This window comes from Pseudomonas sp. AKS31, assembly GCF_023634765.1.
Taxonomy (GTDB): domain Bacteria; phylum Pseudomonadota; class Gammaproteobacteria; order Pseudomonadales; family Pseudomonadaceae; genus Aquipseudomonas.
The window spans coordinates 572,026-596,782 of sequence record NZ_JAMLFX010000003.1; the positions used below are offsets into that span (position 1 = coordinate 572,026).

The following is a 24,757-nucleotide window of genomic DNA, read 5'->3' on the forward strand; positions in this document are numbered from 1 at the left end:
GCTCCCACAGGTTTTTGCGCTAACCCAAAGATAGCGCAAGACCTTGTGGGAGCTGGCTTGCCAGCGATTGGGGGCAACCCGGTATCAAGCCTGGTGACTGATCCGCCCATCCACCAGCGTATAGCGAACCACACCCGGCAAAGTGTGCCCAATGAACGGGCAGTTCTCACCTTTCGACAACCAGTTTTCACCGGCCACCGTCGAAGCCTGCGGATCAAACAACACGATATCCGCCGCACCACCTACCGCCAGTTTGCCGGCCGGCAGACGCAACGCTTCAGCCGGGCCTGCACTCAGACGCGCCAGCAAGGTCGGCAAATCCAGCAAACCATCCTCCACCAGCGTCATCGCCAGCGGCAGCAACAGTTCAACACTGCTGATGCCCGGCTCGGTTGCGCCGAACGGTGCCAGTTTGGCGTCGCGTTCGTGCGGCTGGTGATGGCTGGAAATCGCCGAGACCACGCCGGACTTCACCGCTTCACGCAGACCATCGCGATCCGCACGTGTACGCAGCGGCGGTTGCACGTGATACAGGCTGCTGAAGTCGATCAGCGCTTCGTCGGTCAGAATCAGCTGATACAGCGCGACATCCGCCGTTACCTTCAAACCACGAGCCTGAGCCTGCGCGATCAGGGCCACGCCGCGCGCGCTGGTCAACTGGCTGAAGTGCGCACGCACGCCAGTCTGCTCGACCAGCAACAGATCACGGGCCAAGGCCACGGTTTCAGCGGTTTCCGGAATCCCCGGCAGGCCGAGGAAGCTCGCAACCGCGCCTTCGTGGGCCAGACCACCCTCGGCGAGATCATGATCCTGCGAGTTGAAAATCACCGTCAGGTCGAAGGTCGCCGCGTATTCCAGCGCCCGGCACAGGGTGCGGGTGTTGCGGAAGCTTTCGAGGCCGTTGCCGAACGCCACGCAACCGGCATCGCGCAGAGCGACCAATTCAGCCAGCTGCTCGCCGTCCAGACCTTTGCTCAGTGCGCCAATCGGGAACACTTTGGTGTTGCCGGCTTCGCGGGCACGGTCGAGGATCAGTTCGGCGACAGCGGAGGTGTCGAGCACCGGTTTGGTTTTCGGCGGGCAGCACAGGCTGGTCACACCGCCGGCGGCCGCTGCGCGGGTCTCGCTGACGATCGAGCCTTTGCGGCTATAGCCCGGCTCGCGCAGAGCAACGTTCAGATCGACGAGGCCCGGAGCGGCGACAAGGCCTTGGGCATCGATGGTTTCTACTGCCGTAAAACCCGCTGGGGCCGCGCCGAGGGCGACGATCTTGCAGGCTTCAACGTGAATGTCGGTGACTTGATCCAGGCCGCTGCTTGGATCGATGACGCGTGCGCCGAGAATGCTGAGCTTCACTGGGCGTTCTCCTGCTCGAATTGACGCTGCGCGGTTTGTCCGCTCATGGCCATGGACAGCACGGCCATACGAATCGCGATGCCGTAGGTGACTTGATTGAGGATCACCGAATGCGGGCCGTCGGCCACTGCCGATTCGATTTCCACGCCACGGTTGATCGGTCCCGGGTGCATAACGATGCAATCCGGTTTGGCGCCGGCCAGGCGCGCGGTGGTCAGGCCGAACAGTCGGTAGAACTCACCCTCGCTCGGCAGCAGGCCGCCGGTCATGCGTTCACGCTGCAGGCGCAGCATGATCACCACGTCGACGTCCTTCAGGCCTTCGGTCATGTCGGTGTACACCTTCACGCCGTATTGCTCGATGCCGATCGGCAGCAGGGTTTTCGGCGCGATCACACGGATGTCCGGGCAGCCGAGGGTTTTCAGCGCGAGCATGTTCGAGCGCGCCACCCGTGAGTGCAGGATGTCGCCGACGATCGCCACCGAGAGGTTTTCGAAACCGCCCTTGTGCCGACGGATGGTGAGCATGTCGAGCATGCCCTGCGTCGGGTGGGCGTGACGGCCGTCGCCGCCGTTGATGATCGCCACTTGTGGGCAGACATGCTCAGCGATGAAGTGCGCGGCGCCGGAATCACCGTGGCGCACGACAAACATGTCGGCGGCCATGGCTTCGAGGTTGCGCAGGGTGTCGAGTAGGGTTTCGCCCTTGCTTGCCGACGAGGTCGACACGTTCAGGGTGATCACGTCCGCCGACAGCCGCTGGGCTGCCAGTTCGAAAGTGGTGCGGGTGCGCGTGGAGTTTTCGAAGAACACGTTGCACACGGTCTTGCCGCGCAGCAACGGGACTTTCTTCACCGCCCGGGCACCGACTTCGAGGAACGAGTCGGCAGTGTCGAGGATTTCCGTCAGCAACTCGCGGCGCAGGCCATCGAGCGAGAGGAAGTGGCGCAGCTGGCCCTGATCATTGAGCTGCAGCGGGCGCTTGGTATCTAGAGGCGTCATCGCGAGGGGGACTCTCAATAGGGCGGATTAAAGGGAGACATCTTGCAGTTCGAGCGTCAGCGGCTCAGGGCCGGACAGCTTGACCCGCTCGTGAGCGGCCAGCGACAAGGTCGCGCCGACCACGTTCGGGCGGATCGGCAACTCGCCGGCGTCGAGGTCCAGCAGGCAGACCAGGGTCACGCTGGCCGGGCGGCCGTAGTCGAACAATTCGTTCATGGCGGCGCGGATGGTGCGGCCGCTCATCAGTACGTCGTCGATCAACACCAGATGCTGGCCTTCGATCTCGAAGGGCAGGGCGGACGGGCGCACTTGCGGATGCAGGCCGTTCTGGCTGAAGTCGTCGCGGTAGAAGGAAACATCCAGCGTGCCCAGTGGCGCGTCGCTGCCCAGCTCCTTGAGCAAGGCCTGCGCGACCCAGATGCCGCCGGTGCGAATGCCGATGTAACGCGGCTCGTTGATTTCACGTTGGGCAAGGTGCGCCTTGAGGCGGGTCGCCATCTGGCTGATCAGATCGGCGGGATTGGGCAGGCTCATGGTTGCTCCTTCTTGAGTCCGAGCGGCGTCCTGCCGGACGTGGCTCGGGTTATAACCAAAAGAAAAGCGCCGAAGCGCTTGTCAGGATTCAAACAATGCAGTGTTTTCATCGAGCCAGCCCTGCAACAGCAGAGCGGCGGCGATGGCGTCCACCGGGTTGTCGCGGTAACTGCCTTTCTGCCCGCCACGGGCCAGGCGCTCGCCTTTGGCCTCGAACGTGGTCAGGCGCTCGTCATGGGTATAGAAGGGCAGGTTGAAGCGGCCATTGAGGCGGCGGGCGAATTTTTCCGCGCGTACGCACATGTCGCTCGGCGTGCCGTCCATGTTCAACGGCAGGCCGACGACGACAGCGTCGGGTTTCCATTCTTTTATAAGGGCTTCGACCTGGTTCCAGTCCGGCACGCCGTTCTGTGCCTTCAAGGTGCACAGCTCACGGGCCTGGCCGGTAATCACCTGGCCGACCGCGACGCCGATCTGTTTGGTGCCGTAGTCGAAGCCGAGAATCAGGCGCAGGGCCATCAGGCGTGACCTGCCTGGCTCGTCAGCAGGCTGAGGTTGATCCCCAGATGCCTGGCCGCCGCTTCGAGGCGCAGTTCGCTGCTGGTGTTGAAGAGGATGTCGGCGTCGTACGGGCAGTTCAGCCAGGCGTTATCGGCGAGTTCCGCTTCCAGCTGCCCGGCTTCCCAACCGGCATAACCGAGGGCAATCAGGCTTTTCACCGGGCCGACACCGTCAGCGATGGCGAACAGCACGTCCTGCGAGGTGGACAGGGCCAGATCACCGTCCAGTTGCGCGGTGGCCTGGAAGGTTTTGCCTGCCGGGTGCAGGACAAAACCGCGATCAGTCTGCACCGGCCCGCCGATGAAGATCGGTACGTGCTGGCACAGTGCTGGCGGGTCGATCTCCGGGCGCAATTGCTCAAGGATGTCGGCCAGATTCAGCTCTTGCGGCCGGTTGACCACAATCCCCATCGCGCCATTGGCCGTGTGCTCGACGATGTAGGTCAAGGTGTGGGCAAAGTTCGGGTCGGCCATGTGTGGCATGGCGATCAGGAATTGATGCTTGAGGTAGCTGGGGCTGACGTTTTTCATGTGCGCTAGTGTGGCGTTCGGGGGGCAAACTGACAAGCTGAAGCCGCCAAAAGATCGCAGCCTTCGGCAGCTCCTACATGTGAATGCAGGCCAATGTAGGAGCTGCCGAAGGCTGCGATCTTTTGATCTTGCCCTTAATTGCTGGAGAGCTTGTCGCCGCGAGCAAATTTCCAGGTGCGAATGATTTCCAGACGATCGATATCCGACAAGTCCCCGGTAAACGGGGCAAACGGTGCCGCCAGTCGGACGATGCGCTGCGCCGCCTGGTCCAGCAGCGGCTGGCCGGAGGATTCCAGCACCAGTACTTCATACAGCGAGCCGTCGCGGTTGATCGAAACCATCAGGCGCAAATTGCCGTAGATCTGCTTGCGCCGTGCTTCTTCGGGGTAATTGAGGTTGCCGATGCGCTCGACCTTCTTGCGCCAGTCGTCTTTGTACCAGGCGCCCTTGTCGCGCATGGTCGACGCCGCGCTCAAACGGTGAATACGCGGGCGTTTGGCGTACAGCTGTTGTTCCTTGGCCAATTCGGCTTCGAGGCTGGCGATGTCGCTGGACAGCTGCGAGCTGTCGAACTCCGGCGCGTCGACTGTCGGTTTGACTTCGGTTTTGGCTTCTTCTTTCTTGGTCGGCGCTTTTTTAGGTTTCGGCGCGACGGTGGTCACTGCAGCCTTGGGCGCGGCTTCCTGCACTTGCGGCTTGGCGGCCGGTGGCGGGGTGACTTTTTTGACCTGATTGTCCTGGAACGGCGCCACTTCAGTGGTCTTCGGGATCGCCTTCTTGTCCAGCGTGCCGCTGCCTTCCTGGTTCTCTTGGGCGAGAAAGTCAGCCTTCTGCGGCTTCTTTTCGCTCTTGAAGGTGGCGAGGGTAATTTCCAGGGTTTTGCTGATTTGCTTGGGCTCGACCATCGTGAAGCCGACGCCGAGCAGCAGCGCCAAATGAATCAGCGCCGCAAGGAACAGGGTAAAACCGAGGCGATCGGCCGGGCGCACGCCACGGTGGGCGAGTTCTGCGGGCAGATCGGACGGGAGGGTCATGACAAGAAAACCAACATCGCGTTTTTCAGAGGCTGCGCATGATAACGCAATGTTGGTTTCACGCCTTGGGCTTCACGCTTCAAGCGACAGACTGCATGTGACGTGCATCAAGCTTGTGGCTTTTTGCCGGCGGCTTGCAGCTTCTTGGCGATGGCGTCCATCAGCAAGCCGCCAATATCGGTGCCAAACGCATTGTCGATTTCACGGATGCAGGTCGGGCTGGTGACGTTGATTTCGGTCAGGCTTTCACCGATCACATCGAGACCAACGAACAGCAGGCCTTTCTCACGCAACGTCGGGCCGACTTGAGCCGCGATCCAGCGATCCTTGTCGGTCAGCGGACGCGCTTCACCACGGCCACCGGCAGCGAGGTTGCCACGGGTTTCGCCCTGCGCCGGAATCCGCGCCAGGCAGTAATCCACCGGCTCGCCGTCGATCATCAGGATGCGTTTGTCGCCGTCCTTGATTGCCGGCAGGTAAGCCTGCCCCATGATCTGCTGGCCACCGAGGGCGGTCAGGGTTTCCAGAATCACCGACAGGTTCGGGTCACCGGCACGGTGACGGAAAATCGAAGTACCGCCCATGCCGTCCAGCGGCTTGAGGATCACGTCACCGTGTTTCGCGGCGAATTCACGCAACACGTCAGCGCGACGGCTGACGATGGTCGGCGGCGTGCACTGCGGGAACAGCGTGGCGAACAGTTTTTCGTTGCAGTCGCGCAGGCTCTGCGGCTTGTTCACCACCAGCACGCCAGCGGTTTCGGCCTGTTCGAGCAGGTAGGTGGAGTAGACGAACTCCATGTCGAACGGCGGATCCTTGCGCATCAGGATCACGTCCAGATCGCTCAGCAGGTTGTCCTGTTCGGCCTCCAGTTCGAACCATTTTTCCGGGTTGGCGAAGACCTTCAGCGGCTTCATGCGCGCCCGGGCCTGACCTTCAGCCTGATACAGGTCGCGCTGTTCCATATAGAACAGTTCCCAGCCACGCTTCTGCGCGGCCAGCAGCATGGCCAGCGAGCTATCCTTTTTATAGGAGATGCTGGCGATAGGGTCCATGACAATCCCGACGCGAACGCTCATTGGGTTTTCCTCGAAAATTGGCTACCGGATCGGTATTGAAAAAGTGCCGCCAGAGTGGCGCTGGCCGGGTTTTCGGTCAAGGAAAAACCCGTCGATAGATTGCATCTGGAGACTGTGCTAAAAAGGCTGCCATGCAGTGCTGGCCCTTGAGCATCAAGGGTTTCCAGCCATTACTCATCGCAAAACGGACAAATTGATTCGCAAAGGCGACGGTAGAACCCTCTTATGGAACAGCAGTCCAGCGCCTTGAAGGTCATGGTGATCGACGACTCGAAAACGATTCGTCGCACCGCCGAAACCTTGTTGAAGAATGTCGGTTGCGAAGTGATCACGGCGATCGACGGTTTCGACGCCCTGGCCAAGATCGCCGATAACCATCCCGGGATCATTTTTGTCGACATCATGATGCCGCGTCTGGATGGTTATCAGACCTGCGCTTTAATCAAGAACAACAGTGCGTTCAAGGCCACACCGGTGATCATGCTGTCATCGCGCGACGGGCTGTTCGACAAGGCCAAGGGGCGGATTGTCGGTTCTGATCAATTTTTGACCAAGCCTTTCAGCAAGGAAGAACTGCTCAACGCGATTCAGGCCCATGTTCCGGGCTTCGCCGCCGTTTTGCCGCAGTAAGACACGTACAGAGACACGCGGCCAGCGGGCCGGGCGTCGACAAGAAAAATGGGGAAAACCATGGCACGTATCCTGATCGTCGATGATTCGCCGACTGAAATGTACAAACTCACCGGCATGCTCGAAAAGCACGGCCATGAAGTCCTGAAGGCCGAAAACGGCGCCGACGGCGTGGCCCTGGCCCGTCAGGAAAAACCCGACGCCGTGCTGATGGACATTGTCATGCCCGGCCTCAACGGTTTTCAGGCCACCCGCCAGCTGACCAAGGATGCCGACACCAGTCACATCCCGGTGATCATCATCACCACCAAGGATCAGGAAACCGACAAGGTCTGGGGCACTCGCCAGGGCGCCAAGGATTACCTGACCAAACCGGTCGACGAAGACACCCTGATCAAAACCCTGAACAACGTGCTCAAAGGCTGATCGCGCAACCATGAGCGAATCGCTGACGGCGTTCGAATTGCTCTGGCAGATCGACCAGCGCTGCCGCTTGCTGGCGGCGGACTTGCCGTCGCAGGCGGCGCGCCAGGATCGCTGGAGCGGCATCGGCTTTCGCCTTGGCGAGCATTGGTATGTGGCGCCGATGGGCGAAGTCAGCGAAGTGCTGCACGAGCCGCGCTTCACTCAATTGCCCGGGGTCAAGCCGTGGGTCAAAGGCGTGGCTAACCTGCGTGGACGGCTGCTGCCGATCATGGATCTGTGTGGCTTCTTCGGCCATGAGCTGTCGCCGTTGCGTAAACAGCGGCGGGTATTGGTGGTCGAGCATGGTGATGTATTTGCCGGGCTGATGGTCGATGAGGTTATCGGCCTGCAGCATTTTGAACAGGGCAGTTTTGAACCGCTGTCGATCAGCAAGCGCCAGGGTTCCAAGGCCGAGTTCGTCAAAGGCTATTTTCGGCGCGAGCAGAACTGGCGGGTGTTCAGCCTGTTTGCATTGGCCAAATCCCCGGTGTTCATGAGCGTCGCGATATAACAGATTCAACACCGTCCCCTGTGGGAGCGAGCTTGCTCGCGAAGAGGGCGTGTCAGGCGAGATAAATATTGGCTGACCCAGCGCTTTCGCGAGCAGGCTCGCTCCCACAGGGATTGCAGCAGGCCTCAAAGGTGTGGGTTAAGGGCGAGGACCGATGATAAAAGCAAAAACAGGCAAGCCGGCGGAAGGCTCGCGCAGTCGCTCGCAGATCATCGTGCTGTTTATCGCACTGATCGTGTTCATCATGCTGCTGTTCGCCAACTTCGCTTACCTCAACACCCAGGCGAACTACGACAAACAGTACATCGGCCACGCCGGTGAGCTGCGCGTGCTCTCGCAACGCATCGCCAAGAACGCCACCGAAGCCGCCGCCGGCAAGGCTGCTGCGTTCAAGTTGCTCAGCGATGCGCGTAACGATTTCGCCCAGCGCTGGGGTTACCTGAAAAAAGGCGACCCGGCCACCGGCCTGCCACCCGCACCGGCCACCGTGCGCCCGGAAATGCGCGCCGTGCAGCTCGACTGGGAACGCCTGCTGAAAAACACCGACGCGATTCTCTCCAGCGAGCAGACCGTGCTGTCGCTGCATCAGGTCGCCGCGACCCTGGCCGAAACCGTGCCGCAGTTGCAGATCGAATACGAAAAAGTCGTCGAAATTCTCCTCCAGCGTGGTGCCCCGGCCGCGCAAGTGGCGATGGCACAGCGTCAGTCGTTGCTGGCTGAACGGATCCTCGGCGCGGTCAACACCGTGCTCGCCGGCGACGAAAACTCGCAACAGGCAGCCGATGCCTTTGGCCGCGATGCCACCCGTTTCGGCCAAGTGCTCAACGGCATGCTGCAAGGCAACCCGGCGCTGAAAATCAGCCAGGTCGAAGACCGCGACGCCCGCGCCCGTTTGAGCGAAATCTCCGAGCTGTTCCAGTTCGTGTCCGGCTCGGTGGATGAAATTCTCGAAACCTCGCCGGAGCTGTTCAAGGTGCGGGAGTCGGCGAGCAACATCTTCAGCCTTTCGCAAACCCTGCTTGACGAAGCCTCGCATTTGGCCACTCGCTTCGAAAACCTTGCCGGCGGGCGCAACACCGACACCATCGGTGGCTACGTCCTCGGTTTGCTGGCGCTGGCCTCGATCATCCTCATCGGTCTGGTGATGGTCCGGGAAACCAACCGCCAGTTGCGTGAAACCGCCGAGAAGAACGAGCGCAACCAGAACGCGATCATGCGCTTGCTCGATGAAATCGAAGACCTCGCCGATGGCGACCTCACCGTGACCGCCTCGGTGACCGAAGACTTCACCGGCACCATCGCCGACTCGATCAACTATTCCGTCGACCAGTTGCGCGATCTCGTCGCGACGATCAACCTCACCGCCGGCCAGGTCGCCGCAGCGGTGCAGGAAACACAGGCCACCGCCATGCACTTGGCCCAGGCCTCGGAGCATCAGGCCCAGCAGATTTCCGAAGCGTCGACGGCGATCAGCGACATGGCCGAATCCATCGATCAGGTCTCGGCCAACGCCGCCGAATCCTCTGCGGTGGCGGAGCGTTCGGTGGAAATCGCCAACAAGGGCAACGAGGTGGTGCACAACACCATCCACGGCATGGACAACATTCGCGAGCAGATTCAGGACACCGCCAAACGCATCAAGCGTCTGGGCGAGTCGTCGCAGGAAATCGGCGACATTGTCAGCCTCATCGACGACATTGCCGACCAGACCAACATCCTCGCCCTCAACGCGGCGATTCAGGCGTCGATGGCCGGTGATGCCGGGCGCGGTTTTGCCGTGGTCGCCGACGAAGTGCAGCGCCTGGCCGAACGCTCGTCCGCCGCCACCCGGCAGATCGAAACCCTGGTGCGGGCAATTCAGACCGACACCAATGAAGCCGTGATCTCGATGGAGCAAACCACCACCGAAGTGGTGCGCGGCGCGCGACTGGCGCAGGATGCCGGTGTGGCCCTGGAAGAAATCGAAGGCGTATCGAAGACCCTCGCGGCGCTGATTCAAAGCATCTCCAACGCAGCGCAGCAGCAGACCTCTTCGGCCGGGCAGATCTCGTTGACGATGAACGTGATCCAGCAGATCACCTCGCAGACCTCGTCGGGGTCCACGGCCACCGCCGAGAGCATCGGCAACCTGGCGAAAATGGCCAGTCAGCTACGGCGTTCGGTGTCCGGATTCACCTTGCCGGCGGCGACAGATAAAGCGTGATTGGAGTGGTTATGGGTGATCGGCACGACTATGTGGCCCTCGAATGGGTCAAAGGCGAAATTGCCGAAACGCTGAAGCAGGCGCATCAGGCGATTGAAGCCGTGCTCGATGATCCGCAGGCTTTTCCGGGGCTGGACGAGTGCCTGGATTACATCCATCAGGTCCACGGCAGTTTGCAGATGGTCGAGTTCTACGGCGCAGCCTTGCTCGCCGAAGAAATGGAACATCTGGTCGAAGCCCTGCAGCACGAGCGCGTCAGCCATCGCGACGAAGCGCTGCATCTGTTGCTGCAAGCCCTTGGGCAATTGCCGATCTACCTCGACCGTGTGCAGAGCGCCCGGCGCGATTTGCCGCTGGTGGTGTTGCCGCTGATCAACGATCTGCGCAGCGCCCGTGGCGAAAGCCTGTTGTCTGAAACCAGCCTGTTCAGCCCGCAGTTGCCTGACTTCCCGCCCCTGAGCGCCGAAGCACTGGCGCTGCTTGAGCCGGCAGAGTTGCCGAACGTGCTGCGCAAATTACGCCAGATGCTGCAAATGGCTTTGGTCGGTTTGCTGCGCGAGCAGGATGACCAGACCCACCTCGGTTATCTGGCCAAAGTCTTTACCCGCCTCGAAGCGCTGAGCGGTGATTCGCCGCTGAGCCCCCTGTGGCAAGTCGCCTCGGCGCTGGTCGAAGGCATGCGCGAGGGCGTGATCGCCAACAGCCCGGCGCTGCGCAGCCTGTTCAAGGACGCCGACAAAGAACTCAAACGCCTGCTCGATCAGGGTATGGCTGGCCTCAATCAGCCGGCGCCTGCCGAGCTGCTGAAAAGCCTGTTGTTCTATATTGCCAAAGCCGAACATCCCACCGGGCAGATGCTGACCATGAAAGATCGCTACTCGCTGGACGACGCGTTGCCCGACAGCGCGATGGTCGACGAAGAACGCGCACGCCTGGCCGGCCCTGACCGCGATGCGATGCGCTCGGTGCTGGCGGCATTGTGCGAAGAGCTGGTGCGGGTCAAGGAACGCCTCGACCTGTTCGTGCGCAGCGACCGTCAGCACACTTCGGATCTGGAGAGCCTGCTGGCGCCGCTGCGGCAGATCGCCGACACCCTGGCCGTGCTCGGTTTCGGCCAGCCGCGCAAAGTCATCATCGATCAATTGGCCGTGGTGCTCAGCCTTGCTCAGGGCCAGCGCGAACCGAACGACGCGATCCTGATGGACGTTGCCGGGGCGCTGCTGTACGTCGAAGCGACGCTGGCCGGCATGGTCGGCACCGTCGAGCCGGAAAGTCCGGAAGACTCACGCCTGCCGACCACCGACCTGACGCAGATCCATCAGATCGTGATCAAGGAAGCGCGCATCTGCCTGCAACAGGCCAAGGACATGATCGTCGACTACATCGACGCCGATTGGGATCGCCAGCACCTGCAACCGTTGCCGGCGCTGCTGACCCAGGTGCGCGGGGCACTGGCGATGATTCCGTTGAGCCGCGCGGCGAGTCTGGTCGAGGCCTGCAATGGATTCATCCGCGAACATTTGCTGCTCGATCCCCATGAACCGGGTTGGGAACAACTGGATCATTTGGCCGATGTCATCAGCAGCCTCGAGTATTACCTCGAACGTTTGAGCGACGACCCGCAGGCGCCGAACGAGCAACTGCTGGACGTCGCGCAAAAGAGCCTCGCCAGTCTCGGCTTCTTTCCCGATGAACAGCCCGGCGCGCAGCATGTGCCGGTACTCGACGACGTGCTCAGCCCCAGCGAAGCGCTGGTGATGCAGGACCTGCAGGCGCTCGATGACCCGGAAACCGTACAGTCGCTGGCCGATGTTCTGGCCAGCCCGGTTTCGGCGCTCAACCCGCCGGCGCTGATCACCCCCGGCAGTCTGATGCCGCCGCCTGCCGATGAAGAACCGGTCGATGATGAACTGCGTGAAGTGTTCCTCGAAGAGACCGATGAGGTCCTCGAAGTCCTCCACGAATACCTGCCGCGCTGGAGCGCCAACCCGCAGGATCGTGAAGCGCTGATTGAACTGCGCCGCGCCTTCCACACCTTGAAGGGCAGTGGGCGCATGGTCCGTGCGTTGATCCTTGGCGAACTGGCCTGGGCGGTGGAAAACCTGCTCAACCGCGTGCTGGAACAGAGCGTCGAACCCGGCTCGGTGGTGCAGCAACTGCTTACCGACACGGTGCTGTTGCTGCCGGAACTGATTAACGAATTCGCCACCAACAGCCAGCGTCAACGCAGCGATGTCGATCAACTCGCTGCCCGCGCCCATGCTCTGGCCAAGGGTGACCAACCGCTGGCGGCTGAAGACGTCGACGATGTCGCCGCGCTCGATCCGCTGTTGCTGGAGATCTTCCGCAAAGAAGCCGAAACCCACCTAGCCAGTCTCAATCGCTTTCTCGATCAGGCCGCCGAGTATGTGCCGCTACAGGCCAGCGATGAATTGCAACGCGCCCTGCATACGCTCAAGGGCAGCGCCTCGATGGCCGGCGTGTTGCCGATTGCCGAACTGGCCGCGTCGCTCGATCAACTGGCCCGCGAATTCAAGGCGCATCAGTTGCCGCTGGACCTCGACGAAGTGGAACTGCTGCTGGAAGCCGAAGGCCTGTTCCGTATCGGCTTGCGTCAGCTCAAGCACGATCCGCTGGCGCCGATTGTCGGTGCACAGTCGCTGATCAAACGCACCGACGCGCTGCTCGCCGAACGTCTCGAAAGCGTTCTCAACGCACCGAATACCGGCCTGCGAATCAAGCGCGACCCGCAACTGATCAACAACTTCCTCGCCCAGGGCATGGACATCCTGCTCGACGCCGAAAGCCTGTTGCAGCGCTGGCAGCAACACCCCGGCGAGCGTCAGGAACTCAGCGCCTTGCTGGATGAACTGACCACCCTTGGCGAAGGCGCGCACCTGGCCGATCTGCTCCCGGTGGACGTGTTGTGCGAAGCCTTGCTTGACCTGTATGGCGCGGTGGAAGAAAGCAGTCTGGCGGTCAGCGAACAGTTTTTCCGCGAAGCGCAGAACGCCCACGAAGCACTGATCAACATGCTCGACGAACTGGCCGCAGGCCAGGAAGTCACCCCGCAACCGGCACGGATCCGGGCGTTGCATGATCTGCTCGATCAAAGCCTCGACCCGTCGTCCATGGGCCTGATTCGCAGCGATGGCAGCCGCACCCTGAGCATCCGTGAACTGGGCAGCGCCACGGCGGAATTGCAGCAGGCGGCCGCCCCGTTTGAAGCGGATGACGAGATCGTCGAGATATTTATCGAGGAGGCCGTGGACATCCTCGACAGCGCCGGCCAGGCCTTGCAGCGTTGGCTCAATGACCCGGACAACGCCGCGCCGCTGTCCTCGTTGCAGCGCGACTTGCACACCCTCAAGGGCGGCGCGCGGATGGCCGAAGTCGAGGCCATCGGTGATCTGGCCCAGGAGCTGGAAAGCCTTTACGAAGGTCTGGTCGATCGTCGCTACAGCTACGGTGAAGCGTTGGGGCGCTTGCTGCTCAAGAGCCATGAGCGTTTGGCGCTGCTGGTGGAACAACTGCAACAGCATCAGCCACTGACGCCAGCCGAGGATTTGATCGAAACCCTGCGTGAGGTGCGCCAAGGCCAAAGCGCTAGCGAAACGCCCCCGCCAGCGGTCGATCCCGACAGCGCCGGGCACGATCCGGAACTGCTGGAGATCTTCCTCGAAGAAGGTTTCGACATCATCGAAAACTCCGGCGCCGCGCTGCTGCGCTGGCAGGCCGAGCCTGGCAATCGTCAGGAAGTGGAAACCCTGCTGCGGGATTTGCACACGCTCAAGGGCGGCGCGCGAATGGTCGAGATCGGCCCGATCGGCGACCTCGCCCATGAGTTGGAATACCTTTACGAAAGTCTCTCGACCGGGGCGTTGCAGCCCTCGGCGGAACTGTTCGCGCTGGTGCAGCGCGGTCATGATCGGCTGGCGCAGATGCTCGATGGCGTGCGCGCCGGGCAACCGTGTCCGCCGGCCGATCGGCTGATCAATGCGATCCAGAATTTCAGCCACCCGGTGACGCCCGACACGCCGCCGGTGTTGCCGGTGCCAGTCAAGACTGAAGTGGTGCCGCCGGCTGCCGACGCTGGCGCGGACATGGTCAAGGTCTCCGCCGAACTGCTCGATGAGCTGGTCAATCTGGCCGGCGAAACCTCGATCTTCCGTGGCCGTATCGAACAGCAAGTCAACGACGCACAGATCGCGCTGAACGAGATGGAAACCACCATCGAACGCATGCGCGATCAACTGCGCCGGCTCGACACTGAAACCCAAGGGCGGATTCTCAGCCGCCAGCAAGTCGACGCCGAACGCCTCGGCTACGAGGAGTTCGACCCGCTGGAAATGGACCGTCATTCGCAGTTGCAGCAACTGTCGCGGGCGCTGTTCGAATCGGCCTCGGACTTGCTTGATCTGAAAGAAACCCTCGACCGGCGCAACCACGACGCGGAGAACCTGTTGCAGCAACAGGGGCGGATCAACACCGAGTTGCAGGAAGGCCTGATGCGTACGCGCATGGTGCCGTTCGAACGCATGCTGCCGCGCCTCAAACGCATCGTCCGCCAGGTCGCCGAAGAGCTGAACAAAGACGTCGCCTTTGTCGTCGGCAACGCCGAAGGCGAGATGGATCGCAACGTACTCGAGCGCATGGCCGCGCCGCTGGAGCACATGCTGCGCAACGCCGTCGACCATGGTCTGGAGTCGGCCGAAGTGCGGCTGGCGGCGGGTAAACCGGCGCAGGGCACGATAAGCCTGGACTTGTCCCGTGAAGGCGGCGACATCGTTTTCGATATCCGCGACGACGGCGCCGGGGTGCCGCTGGAAGCGGTGCGGCGCAAGGCGATCAAGCGCGGTTTGCTGGCGCCGGATGCCGAAATCAGCGACCGCGATGTATTGCAGTTCATCCTCCAGCCGGGCTTCTCCACCGCTGAAAAGATCACGCAGATTTCCGGGCGCGGCGTCGGCATGGACGTGGTCCACGAAGAGGTGCGCCAGTTGGGCGGGACCATGAGCATCGACTCGGTGCCGGGGCAGGGCGTGCATTTCCGCATTCGTCTGCCGTTCACCGTGTCGGTCAACCGCGCGTTGATGGTGCAGTGCGGCGAGGATCAATACGCGATCCCGCTGAATACCATCGAAGGCATCGTTCGCGTGTTACCGAATGATCTGGAAGGACACTTCCGTCAGGATCCGCCGCGCTACCACTACGGCGGCCAGACCTATGAACTGTGCTATCTCGGCGAGCTGCTGAAAACCGCGCCACGCCCAAAACTGCTCGGCCAGAACCTGCCGTTGCCGGTGCTGCTGGTGCACTACAACGACCGGCACATCGCGGTGCTGGTCGATACCATGGCCGGCACCCGCGAGATCGTGGTCAAGAGCCTCGGCGCGCAATTCGCGGCGGTGCAAGGCGTGTCCGGGGCGACGATTCTCGGCGATGGCCGGGTGGTGCTGATTCTCGATTTGCTCGCGCCGATCCGTGCGATGCAGGCGCGGGTTGCACAGCCGTCGACGCTGCCGGAACTCGACAGCGAACCGCAGAAACCGCTGCTGGTGATGGTGGTCGACGACTCGGTCACCGTGCGCAAGGTCACCAGCCGTTTGCTCGAACGCCACGGCATGAACGTGCTCACTGCCAAGGACGGTGTCGACGCCATGCTGCTGCTCGAAGAACACATGCCCGACCTGATGCTGCTCGATATCGAAATGCCGCGCATGGACGGCTTCGAAGTCGCCACCCAGGTACGCAACGACGAACGCCTGCAACACCTGCCGATCATCATGATCACCTCACGCACCGGGCAGAAACACCGCGATCGTGCCATGGCGATTGGCGTCAACGACTACCTCGGCAAGCCGTATCAAGAGTCGGTGCTGCTTGAAAGCATTGCCCACTGGAGCAAGAAACATGCATGAGCGCCGGCACAATCAGCGCAGCAGCCAACTGACCGGTTTGCTGCTGCCGCTGGCGGATCGCAATTTGATCCTGCCTAACGTCGCTGTCGCTGAGTTGATTGACTATCAGGCCAGTGCCTTCGATCTGGACACGCCGCCGTGGTACCTGGGGCGCGTGAAGTGGCGTGAGCGGCAGATTCCGTTGTTGAGTTTTGAATCGGCCTGCGGGCAGAAAATCGTCATTGGCGAGCGCGCGCGGATCGTGATTCTCAATGCCCTCGGTGGATTGCCGGAGCTGAAGTTCATTGCGCTGCTGGTGCAGGGGATTCCGCGTTCGTACAAGCTTGATAGCCAGTTGAGTTATGTCGACGTGCCGTTGTGCTCGCTGGAGCAGGCGGCGGTGCAGGTCGGGGAGCAGGTGGCGAAGGTGCCGGATTTGTTGGGGCTGGAGAAGTTGTTGGTGGATGCTGGGCTGGTTCACTGATCCAGAATTCGTGTCGCTCTGACTGGCCCCATCGCTGGCAAGCCAGCTCCCACAGGTTTTTGTGTGGTTCACAGAATTCGAATACAACTCGGACACTGTGGGAGCTGGCTTGCCAGCGATGGGGCCAGTAGCACCAGCAAATTCTTACAAGCAAATCCTCAATTGCTGAATTGCAATAAACACCCTTTAACCACGTTGTTTAAAGACACTCTGTGTTACGGCTCCCTGGCCTACAAATCCTTGCGCCGCTGCCTACGCATGCACCAGAATCCGCCGGCTTGTGCGCCTTTGGCATGCTGCGTAACTTGATTCCGTCACTGATTTCCAGTGATCGGGTTTAGCAGCCCGTGGTTAATCTAAGGGTGCACATACATCATCGTCAGGCTCAGCGCCTGCATTCGATGGCGGCTGTGCGCAGGGCGCTTCGGCGCGCCGGCTTCCTTAGGTTCCCCGGTCTGCTAACCTGCGTTCAGCTGCCACCCCTTCTTTTAGCAGAGAAGCGGTTCCAGCTTAATTTCGGAACCTGAAGATGATTAAACCAACGCCTAACCCCCCGCTCACAGACCCGGCATCCCCCTACGAATCCCCCGATTCCAGGAAATTCCACGAAGCAGCCGAACGCGCCCTCGACCATTACCTCGGCCCGACCAACGCCGACCTGATGGCCACGCCCTACACCCCCAACACGTTGTACATGGCCAATCCCAATGCCGACACCGAATCCCTGCTGGCCGATGCCAGTGAAACCCTTGGCTCGGCTACGGTGATGCTCAACAATCACGCGGCAACGGTGGAAGGTACGCACCGCAAGACTGTGCAAGGTATTGCGCAGGTAGTGATGGTGGCGGAGATGGCCGTCAACCGTTTGTTGGATAGGTTGGTGCCGACGGAGTAGCGAAAAAGCCCGACCCTCACCCCAGCCCTCTCCCGGAGGGAGAGGGCTGGGGTGAGGTGTCTGGCGTCATACATCGACCTGGAAAACCGAGTCGATTATGGATCTGGTAAACCTGGTAAATTCTGGATTCAGTACAACATTCCCAGGTCGGCGCAATTCCCGAATATCCCCCTATCAGTCCCCTCTCCCTCCGGGAGAGGGCTAGGGTGAGGGCGCTCTTGATCGTTACCCTGAGCGTAACGATTCACCACCGCGCTTGATTGATGCCCCCACCCCACACGCCTACCTTAGCTCCACGACAGCGAACCCGTGGAGTGAGCATGACAACAACAATTTCCCCCGACTCGTGCTGGACGCGGCGGCGCGATGAGAAGCAGCGCCGCCTCGACAAGGTGCGTGGGCTGGCCGACGGTGTGGTGTTGCCCACCGACAGGATCGTCGCCGCGCTCGAAGCGCTGATTCATCCCGGCGACCGTGTGGTGCTGGAGGGCAACAACCAGAAGCAGGCGGATTTCCTTTCGCGCTCGCTGGCCAAAGCTGACCCGGAAAAGCTCCACGACCTGCACATGATCATGCCCAGCGTCGGTCGCTCCGAGCACCTCGACCTGTTCGAACGCGGCATCGCCCGCAAGCTGGATTTCTCCTTCGCCGGCACCCAGAGCCTGCGCATCAGCCAGTTGCTTGAAGACGGCTTGCTCGAAGTCGGCGCGATCCACACCTACATCGAACTCTATGCGCGGCTGGTGGTGGACCTGATTCCCAACGTCGTGCTTTCGGCCGGGTTCATGGCCGACCGCGCCGGCAACATCTACACCGGCCCGAGCACCGAAGACACCCCGGCACTGATCGAACCGGCCGCGTTCAGCGACGGCATCGTCATCGTTCAGGTAAATCAGTTGGTCGACGACGTCAGCGAGCTGCCTCGCGTGGACATCCCGGCGTCGTGGGTCGATTTCGTCGTGGTGGCCGACAAGCCGTTCTACATCGAACCGCTGTTCACCCGCGATCCACGTCACATCAAGCCTGTGCACGTGCTGATGGCGATGATGGCGATTCGCGGCATCTATGAAAAACACAACGTGCAGTCGCTCAACCACGGCATCGGTTTCAACACCGCCGCCATCGAATTGATCCTGCCGACCTACGGCGAATCCCTCGGCCTTAAAGGCAAGATCTGCCGCAACTGGACGCTCAACCCGCACCCGACGCTGATCCCGGCGATCGAGAGCGGTTGGGTCGAAAGCGTGCATTGCTTCGGCACTGAACTGGGTATGGAAAATTACATCGCCGCGCGCCCCGACGTGTTCTTCACCGGCCGCGACGGCTCGCTGCGTTCCAACCGGATGTTCTGCCAACTGGCCGGGCAATACGCGGTGGATCTGTTTATCGGCGCGACGTTGCAGGTCGATGGCGACGGCCATTCTTCGACCGTGACCCGTGGCCGCCTCGCCGGTTTCGGCGGTGCGCCGAACATGGGCCACGACCCGCGCGGTCGCCGTCACGGCACCCCGGCGTGGCTGGATATGCGCCACGACGATGCGCAGCAACCGATGCTCGAACGCGGCAAGAAACTCGTGGTGCAGATGGTTGAGACGTTCCAGGAGGGCGGCAAACCGACCTTCGTCGAAACCCTCGACGCGGTCGAGGTGGCGAAGAAGAGCGGCATGCCGCTGGCGCCGATCATGATTTACGGCGACGACGTCACCCACTTGCTCACCGAAGAAGGCATCGCCTACCTGTACAAGGCACGCTCGCTGGAAGAACGCCAGGCAATGATCGCCGCTGTTGCGGGCGTCACCGCCATCGGCCTGCGCCACAACCCGAAAGACACCGAACGCATGCGCCGCGAAGGCCTGATCGCCTTGCCCGAAGACCTCGGCATCCGCCGCACCGACGCCACCCGCGAACTGCTGGCGGCGAAAAGCGTGGCCGATCTGGTCGAGTGGTCCGGCGGCCTGTACAACCCGCCCGCGAAATTCAGGAGCTGGTAATGCACGCATTTAACCTGCAAGCAAAACCGCTGTCCCAAGCTGATCGATTGGCTGATCTGGCGGTGGACGCGCTGATCGACGAAGCCGATCTGTCGCCGAAACCGGCGCTGGTCGACCGTCGCGGCAATGGCGCGCACACCGATCTGCACCTAGGCTTGATGCACGCGTCGGCGTTGGCGTTGTGGCCGGCGTTCAAGGAAATGGCTGAAGCGGCGGTTGCAATCGGCGAAGTCGATTCAACGTTACGCGAAGCGATTGGCCGGATTGGTCGTGAAGGTGAGCAATCGATGCTCGCGACCACCAACGGTGTGAACACCCATCGAGGGGCGATCTGGGCCTTGGGTCTGTTGGTGACCGCCGCTGCACTGGAACCGCAATCCTCCAGCGCCAATGCCGTGACCCTGCGCGCCGCACGTCTGGCCTTGCTGGATGATCGCCACGCACCAAAACCCTTGAGCCACGGCGCGCAAGTCGCCCTGCGTTACGGCGCCCGTGGTGCCCGTGAACAAGCGCAACTCGGCTTCCCTTCGGTACTGCAACGCGGCCTGCCACAACTCAGGCGCAGCCGCGCCAATGGCCACGGCGAACAGAACGCCCGGCTCGACGCCTTGCTCGCGATCATGACTGACCTGGCTGACACCTGCGTGCTTTACCGCGCCGGCGAAGAGGGCCTGCACGCCATGCAGTCCGGCGCGCAAGCGGTGCTCGACGCCGGTGGCAGCGCGAGCCTCAGTGGTCGTCGCCGCTTGCACGAACTCGATCAACAACTCATCGCATTGAATGCCTCGCCCGGTGGCGCCGCCGACTTGCTCGCCGCCACGCTGCTGCTCGACCGTATCGAGCGCGACGGCATCCTTCAGGGAGCGTTTTGATGGAAACCCTATCGTTTGAATTCCCCGCCGGGCAGCCGCCACGCGGGCGTGCGCTGGTCGGTTGTGTCGGCTCGGGGGATCTGGAAGTGCTGATCGAACCGGGTGTGGCCGGCAAGTTGACGATCAATGTGCAGACCTCGGTCAATGGCGCGCAGCTGCGCTGGCAGCACCTGTTTGCGCGGATGTTCGACGGCACCACGCCGCCGGCGATGGCCATCGATATCCACGATTTCGGCGCGACGCCAGGGGTGGTGCGCTTGCGTCTGGAACAAGGTTTCGAGGAGATCGGCCATGACTGACAGCGCAGCGCTTTTGCACAAACACAGCTTCGTCGAACTCGGTGCGCGGCAACGGGCGCAAGCCTTGCTCGATGCTGGCAGTTTTCGCGAATTGCTCGACCCGTTTCAACGGGTGATGTCGCCGTGGCTCGAACGTCAGGGCGTGGTGCCGCAGGCCGATGACGGTGTGGTGATTGCCAAGGGCAGCCTCGACGGTTTGCCGGTGGTGATTGCCGCGATTGAAGGCGCGTTTCAGGGCGGCAGCCTTGGCGAAGTCGGTGGGGCGAAGATTGCCGGCGCGCTGGAACTGGCGGCGGAAGACAACCGCAAAGGCATTCCGACGCGCGCGGTGTTGCTGCTGGAAACCGGTGGCGTGCGCTTGCAGGAAGCCAATCTCGGGCTGGCGGCCATTGCCGATATTCATGCGGCGATTGTCGATTTGCAGCAGTACCAACCGGTGGTTGGCGTGGTCGCCGGTAGCGTCGGTTGTTTCGGCGGCATGTCGATTGCGGCGGCGCTCTGCAGCTATCTATTGGTGACTCAGGAAGCACGCCTCGGCTTGAATGGCCCGCAGGTGATCGAGCAGGAAGCCGGGATCGAGGAATACGACTCCCGCGACCGGCCTTTCATTTGGAGCCTGACCGGCGGCGAGCAGCGTTTCGCCAGTGGTCTTGTCGATCGGTATGTCGCCGATGACGTGGCGAAGATTCGTCAGCAGGTCGGCGAATTGCTCCAGCAAGGTTTGCCGGCACAACCGCGCAGCCAGCGCGCCGACTGGTTTCTGCAGCGTCTCGACAGTCTGAACACTGACCCGCAAATCGAACCGTCGGTGGTTCGCGATCTGTATCAAGGAGAGCGCTCATGAGCAGTTATTCGCTGCGCGGTTTGCACTGGTTCGACGCCTTGAGCGCGGGCGCTAAAAGTATCGAAGGGCTGCCGCCATCGTTGAAGGTTGCCGACGGTGAGCTGGGGCGTTTTATCGCTGTGGTCGCTGATCCGGACAATCGTTTTCCGCGTGCTCGCAATGGCGAAGTTGGCTTGCTTGAAGGCTGGGGGCTGGCCAAGGCTGTGGATGACGCGATCAGTGCTGATCGTGATAAAGCGCAGAAGCGTCCGATCATCGCCATCGTCGATGTACCGAGCCAGGCTTATGGTCGGCGCGAAGAAGCGCTCGGCATTCATCAGGCGTTGGCCGGTGCGGCGGACAGTTATGCCCGTGCGCGTCTGGCCGGGCACCCGGTGATTGCGCTGCTAGTGGGCAAAGCCATGTCTGGTGCGTTTCTCGCCCACGGCTATCAGGCCAATCGTTTGATTGCGCTGCGCGATCCGGGCGTGATGGTGCATGCGATGGGCAAGGCGTCGGCGGCGCGGGTGACCTTGCGCAGTGTCGAAGAACTTGAAGCGCTGGCCGCCAGTGTGCCGCCGATGGCGTATGACATCGACAGCTATGCGAGCCTCGGACTGCTCTGGGAAACCCTGTCGGTGCAGCAGATTGAACAGCCGACCGTAGAGGATCTGGCACGGGTGAACGAATGCCTGAAACAGGCCATCAGCGATATCTCCAGCACTGACTTGAGCAATCGCCTCGGCGCGAAAAACCGTGCGGCCTCCAGCAAGGTTCGCGAACTGCTGAGGGCACAGTGGTGAACACGCCTCTGGCCCACGACTTGCTCTGGGGCATGAGTCCGGCGCAGTTGCCGGCGGATGCGCCGTTGTGGGCAGTCGAGTCGCTGGCCGCCGGGCAACCGGTGGTGGTGCGGCGGGCCTTGAGCACTGACGGTTTTGTCGCGGTGGGCGTGCGCGGCGTGCTGCGCGAACAGCGGCTGGCGGCGTTTATGGCGATCGATTCGATTGCCTGTCGGGTCAGTCCCGAAGCGCTTTGTCATGTTGAGTGCGAGCGCGATCTGCCGGTCATGCAGGCACTCAAACAATTGCGGCCGATGCTCGATGACTGCGGTTGGGTCTGGGGTGTCAGCGGCAGTGTCGGGTTTGAATTGGCCAGTGGTTTTACCGCGATGCACGCGGCCAGCGATCTCGATCTGATTCTGCGTACACCGCAACTGATCACGCGTAATCAGGCACGCAAACTGGTTGAACTTTTCGATCAAGCTGTGTGCCGGGTCGACCTGCAATTGCAGACGCCGTTCGGTGCTGTGGCGTTGCGTGAATGGGCCGGTGGTTCGGCGCGAGTGCTGCTGAAAAACGAGTATCAGGCCGGTCTGGTGACTGACCCGTGGAACCCGCAGGAGCAGGCAGCGTGAGCAGTCTGCTGGTGTTCCCCGGCCAGGGCGCGCAGCAAGCGGGCATGCTGCAGCGCTTGCCTAGGGAAACGTTGACCGAGGCCAGCGATGTGCTCGGTGAGGATGTTTTGCTACTCGATTCCAGCGAAGCGTTGCGCACCACAAGGGCGGTTCAGCTGTGCCTGCTGATAGCCGGCGTCGCTGCTTCACGGCAATTGCTACAGAGCGGACTCACGGCGGATTACGTCGCTGGCTTGTCGATCGGTGCATATCCTGCGGCGGTGGTTGCGGGTGCATTGAGCTTCAGCAACGCGTTGCACTTGGTCAGCCTGCGCGGCGAACTGATGCAGCACACTTATCCACAGGGCTATGGCATGACTGCAATTATCGGCCTGCAATTATCCACAGTCGAAACGCTGCTGGCGCAAGTGCACAGCGAGGATTCGCCGGTGTATCTGGCCAACATCAATGCGGATAACCAAGTGGTCATTGCCGGTAGCGACAAGGCCATGCAAGCGGTGGCTGAACTGGCGCGCAGTCGTGGCGCCGGTCTGGCAAAACGTTTGGCAGTGAGTGTGCCGTCGCACTGTCCGCTGCTCGACGAACCGGCGCAAACCCTTGCCGAGGCCTTCGCCGGAGTACAACTGAAAACCCCGAAAATCGCTTACCTGAGCGGCAGTCGCGCGCGCCCTGTGACCAAAGTAGAAGCGCTGCGCGACGACCTCGCTTTCAACATGTGCCGCGTGGTGGATTGGCGCGGCACCGTACAAAGCGCCTACGAGCGCGGCGTGCGTTTACAAATCGAACTGCCGCCCGGTGCGGTGCTGACCGGGCTGGCGCGCCGGGTGTTCGAGCAGGGCACCGTCACTGCCTTCGACAGTGCTCGTCTCGACACCTTGCAGGCGCTGTTGCGAGAGGAGGGTGGCCGCCAACTCTAAAACCGCCGACTCAAGCTTCGAACAACAAAAACAACATTCGACGATGCACTTTGAGGACTACAACAATGATTATTTACGGTGTGGCGTTTCTCGCCTTTTGTACGCTGGTGGGTATCTGGGTCGGTGAACTGCTCGGCAAGCTGATCGGTGTGCCGGCCAACGTCGGCGGCGTCGGCATTGCGATGCTGCTGTTGATCGGCCTCGGCAGTTATCTGAACAAAAGCGGCTGGCTCAAGGGCAAGACTGAGCAGGGCGTCGAGTTCTGGAGCGCTATCTACATTCCGATCGTGGTCGCCATGGCCGCGCAGCAAAACGTCTATGGCGCGTTGAAGGGCGGGCCGATGGCGATTCTTGCCGGCACCCTCGCTGTGGTGATCGCTTTTGCCCTGGTGCCCGTGCTGACGCGCATGGGTAACAAGGAGCAGACCCCGATCGCTCCAGCCAAGACTGCGGGGTAATCGCCATGTACGAATCGATGATGAAAGTGATTACCGGCTACGGTTTGATCAGCGGGTTTCTGATTGTCGGGCTGACCATGTGGGTCTCCTACTGGATGTCCAACACCTTCACCAAGGGCCGTTTGCACGGCTCGGCCATCGCCATTCTGCTGGGGCTGGTGCTGTCGTATGTCGGCGGTGCACTGACCGGTGGGCAGAAAGGCGTGGTGGATATTCCGTTGTTGTCGGGTATCGGTCTGTTGGGTGGCGCGATGTTGCGCGACTTCGCGATTGTCGCCACGGCTTTCGGCGTCAGTGTCGATGAGTTGAAGCGGGCAGGGTTTGTCGGGGTGCTGGCGCTGTTTGTGGGGGTGGGGACTTCGTTTGTGGCCGGTGTCGGCGTGGCGATGGCGTTCGGTTATACCGATGCTGTGAGCCTGACCACTATTGGTGCCGGCGCGGTGACTTACATTGTCGGCCCGGTGACCGGCGCGGCGATTGGCGCCAGTTCCGAGGTCATGGCGCTGTCCATTGCGGCGGGGTTGATCAAGGCGATTCTGGTGATGGTGATGACGCCGTTCGTGGCGCCGATGATCGGCCTGAACAATCCGCGTAGCGCAGTGATTTTCGGCGGCTTGATGGGCACGTCCAGTGGCGTGGCCGGCGGGTTGGCGGCGACCGATCCGAAGCTGGTGCCTTACGGGTGCCTGACGGCGGCGTTTTACACCGCGCTTGGGTGTTTGCTTGGGCCTTCGTTGTTGTTTCTGGCGATGCGCGGGTTGATGGGGTAGTCGCCGTAGAAGCTGCCCTCACCCTAG

General features: G+C 61.7%; 23 protein-coding genes. 16 read left to right on the forward strand and 7 right to left on the reverse strand.

The features are described from left to right. Positions 1-84: 84 nt before the first annotated feature. From M9827_RS13645 to gshB, 7 genes are all read right to left on the reverse strand, one after another. Positions 85-1,356, reverse strand: a complete 1,272-nt coding sequence (locus M9827_RS13645; RefSeq protein WP_250605817.1) for a dihydroorotase — start codon at positions 1,354-1,356, stop codon at positions 85-87. Continuing rightward, positions 1,353-2,357 (reverse strand): aspartate carbamoyltransferase catalytic subunit, encoded by a 1,005-nt coding sequence (locus M9827_RS13650; RefSeq protein WP_007913665.1) that lies wholly within the window; start codon positions 2,355-2,357, stop codon positions 1,353-1,355. The genes M9827_RS13645 and M9827_RS13650 overlap by 4 nt, the downstream gene beginning before the upstream one ends. A 27-nt stretch (positions 2,358-2,384) precedes the next feature. Beyond that, a complete protein-coding gene (pyrR, locus tag M9827_RS13655) occupies positions 2,385-2,891 on the reverse strand; it encodes a bifunctional pyr operon transcriptional regulator/uracil phosphoribosyltransferase PyrR (protein ID WP_250605818.1) in 507 nt (168 codons plus the stop codon). Between the two features lie 81 nt (positions 2,892-2,972). Then, positions 2,973-3,410 (reverse strand): Holliday junction resolvase RuvX, encoded by a 438-nt coding sequence (gene ruvX / locus M9827_RS13660; protein WP_064589634.1) that lies wholly within the window; start codon positions 3,408-3,410, stop codon positions 2,973-2,975. Further along, positions 3,410-3,982 (reverse strand): YqgE/AlgH family protein, encoded by a 573-nt coding sequence (locus M9827_RS13665; RefSeq protein ID WP_250605819.1) that lies wholly within the window; start codon positions 3,980-3,982, stop codon positions 3,410-3,412. The genes ruvX and M9827_RS13665 overlap by 1 nt, the downstream gene beginning before the upstream one ends. A 134-nt stretch (positions 3,983-4,116) precedes the next feature. Next, positions 4,117-5,016, reverse strand: a complete 900-nt coding sequence (locus M9827_RS13670; protein WP_250605820.1) for an energy transducer TonB — start codon at positions 5,014-5,016, stop codon at positions 4,117-4,119. A 107-nt stretch (positions 5,017-5,123) separates the two neighbouring features. Then, positions 5,124-6,095, reverse strand: a complete 972-nt coding sequence (gshB, locus tag M9827_RS13675) for a glutathione synthase (RefSeq protein WP_250605821.1) — start codon at positions 6,093-6,095, stop codon at positions 5,124-5,126. A gap of 225 nt (positions 6,096-6,320) precedes the next feature. On the opposite strand from gshB, the gene pilG reads away from it, so the two are divergent. The 16 genes from pilG to madM all read left to right on the forward strand — a co-directional run bounded on the left by pilG (position 6,321) and on the right by madM (position 24,730). Continuing rightward, positions 6,321-6,725, forward strand: a complete 405-nt coding sequence (pilG, locus tag M9827_RS13680; RefSeq protein WP_007913673.1) for a twitching motility response regulator PilG — start codon at positions 6,321-6,323, stop codon at positions 6,723-6,725. A 60-nt stretch (positions 6,726-6,785) separates the two neighbouring features. Further along, positions 6,786-7,151, forward strand: a complete 366-nt coding sequence (pilH, locus tag M9827_RS13685) for a twitching motility response regulator PilH (RefSeq protein ID WP_007913674.1) — start codon at positions 6,786-6,788, stop codon at positions 7,149-7,151. Between the two features lie 10 nt (positions 7,152-7,161). After that, the gene (locus M9827_RS13690; protein WP_123454284.1) at positions 7,162-7,701 is read left to right on the forward strand and encodes a chemotaxis protein CheW; all 540 of its coding nucleotides are present in this window, start codon (positions 7,162-7,164) and stop codon (positions 7,699-7,701) included. Between the two features lie 154 nt (positions 7,702-7,855). After that, positions 7,856-9,904: a methyl-accepting chemotaxis protein gene (locus M9827_RS13695; RefSeq protein ID WP_105704569.1), complete on the forward strand. Its 2,049-nt coding sequence runs from the start codon at positions 7,856-7,858 to the stop codon at positions 9,902-9,904. A gap of 11 nt (positions 9,905-9,915) precedes the next feature. Next, positions 9,916-15,825: an Hpt domain-containing protein gene (locus M9827_RS13700; RefSeq protein WP_250605822.1), complete on the forward strand. Its 5,910-nt coding sequence runs from the start codon at positions 9,916-9,918 to the stop codon at positions 15,823-15,825. Beyond that, on the forward strand, positions 15,818-16,288 hold the full coding sequence (locus tag M9827_RS13705) for a chemotaxis protein CheW (RefSeq protein ID WP_180699044.1): 471 nt from the start codon (positions 15,818-15,820) through the stop codon (positions 16,286-16,288). The genes M9827_RS13700 and M9827_RS13705 overlap by 8 nt, the downstream gene beginning before the upstream one ends. Before the next feature lie 529 nt (positions 16,289-16,817). After that, positions 16,818-17,183 carry a DUF6124 family protein gene (locus M9827_RS13710; protein ID WP_250605823.1) on the forward strand — a complete coding sequence of 122 codons (366 nt, stop codon included), beginning with the start codon at positions 16,818-16,820 and terminating at the stop codon, positions 17,181-17,183. A 320-nt stretch (positions 17,184-17,503) separates the two neighbouring features. Then, a complete protein-coding gene (gene mdcA, locus M9827_RS13715; protein WP_250605824.1) occupies positions 17,504-19,174 on the forward strand; it encodes a malonate decarboxylase subunit alpha in 1,671 nt (556 codons plus the stop codon). Next, complete coding sequence (locus tag M9827_RS13720) at positions 19,174-20,046, forward strand: triphosphoribosyl-dephospho-CoA synthase (protein WP_250605825.1); 873 nt, start codon at positions 19,174-19,176, stop codon at positions 20,044-20,046. Before mdcA ends, M9827_RS13720 begins: the two co-directional genes overlap by 1 nt. Continuing rightward, positions 20,046-20,345 (forward strand): malonate decarboxylase subunit delta, encoded by a 300-nt coding sequence (locus M9827_RS13725; protein ID WP_250605826.1) that lies wholly within the window; start codon positions 20,046-20,048, stop codon positions 20,343-20,345. Before M9827_RS13720 ends, M9827_RS13725 begins: the two co-directional genes overlap by 1 nt. Further along, positions 20,338-21,189, forward strand: coding sequence for a biotin-independent malonate decarboxylase subunit beta (locus M9827_RS13730; protein ID WP_250605827.1), 852 nt, complete (start codon positions 20,338-20,340; stop codon positions 21,187-21,189). Before M9827_RS13725 ends, M9827_RS13730 begins: the two co-directional genes overlap by 8 nt. Beyond that, positions 21,186-21,971, forward strand: a complete 786-nt coding sequence (gene mdcE / locus M9827_RS13735) for a biotin-independent malonate decarboxylase subunit gamma (RefSeq protein ID WP_250605828.1) — start codon at positions 21,186-21,188, stop codon at positions 21,969-21,971. The genes M9827_RS13730 and mdcE overlap by 4 nt, the downstream gene beginning before the upstream one ends. Then, positions 21,965-22,585, forward strand: coding sequence for a malonate decarboxylase holo-ACP synthase (locus M9827_RS13740; RefSeq protein ID WP_250605829.1), 621 nt, complete (start codon positions 21,965-21,967; stop codon positions 22,583-22,585). Before mdcE ends, M9827_RS13740 begins: the two co-directional genes overlap by 7 nt. Further along, positions 22,582-23,502: a malonate decarboxylase subunit epsilon gene (mdcH, locus tag M9827_RS13745; RefSeq protein ID WP_250605830.1), complete on the forward strand. Its 921-nt coding sequence runs from the start codon at positions 22,582-22,584 to the stop codon at positions 23,500-23,502. Before M9827_RS13740 ends, mdcH begins: the two co-directional genes overlap by 4 nt. Before the next feature lie 65 nt (positions 23,503-23,567). Next, entirely contained in the window at positions 23,568-23,960 is a 393-nt protein-coding gene (gene madL / locus M9827_RS13750; protein ID WP_016984760.1) for a malonate transporter subunit MadL, read from the forward strand. 5 nt (positions 23,961-23,965) lie between these two features. Beyond that, positions 23,966-24,730: a malonate transporter subunit MadM gene (madM, locus tag M9827_RS13755; protein ID WP_038861195.1), complete on the forward strand. Its 765-nt coding sequence runs from the start codon at positions 23,966-23,968 to the stop codon at positions 24,728-24,730. The last annotated feature ends 27 nt before the right edge of the window (positions 24,731-24,757 follow it).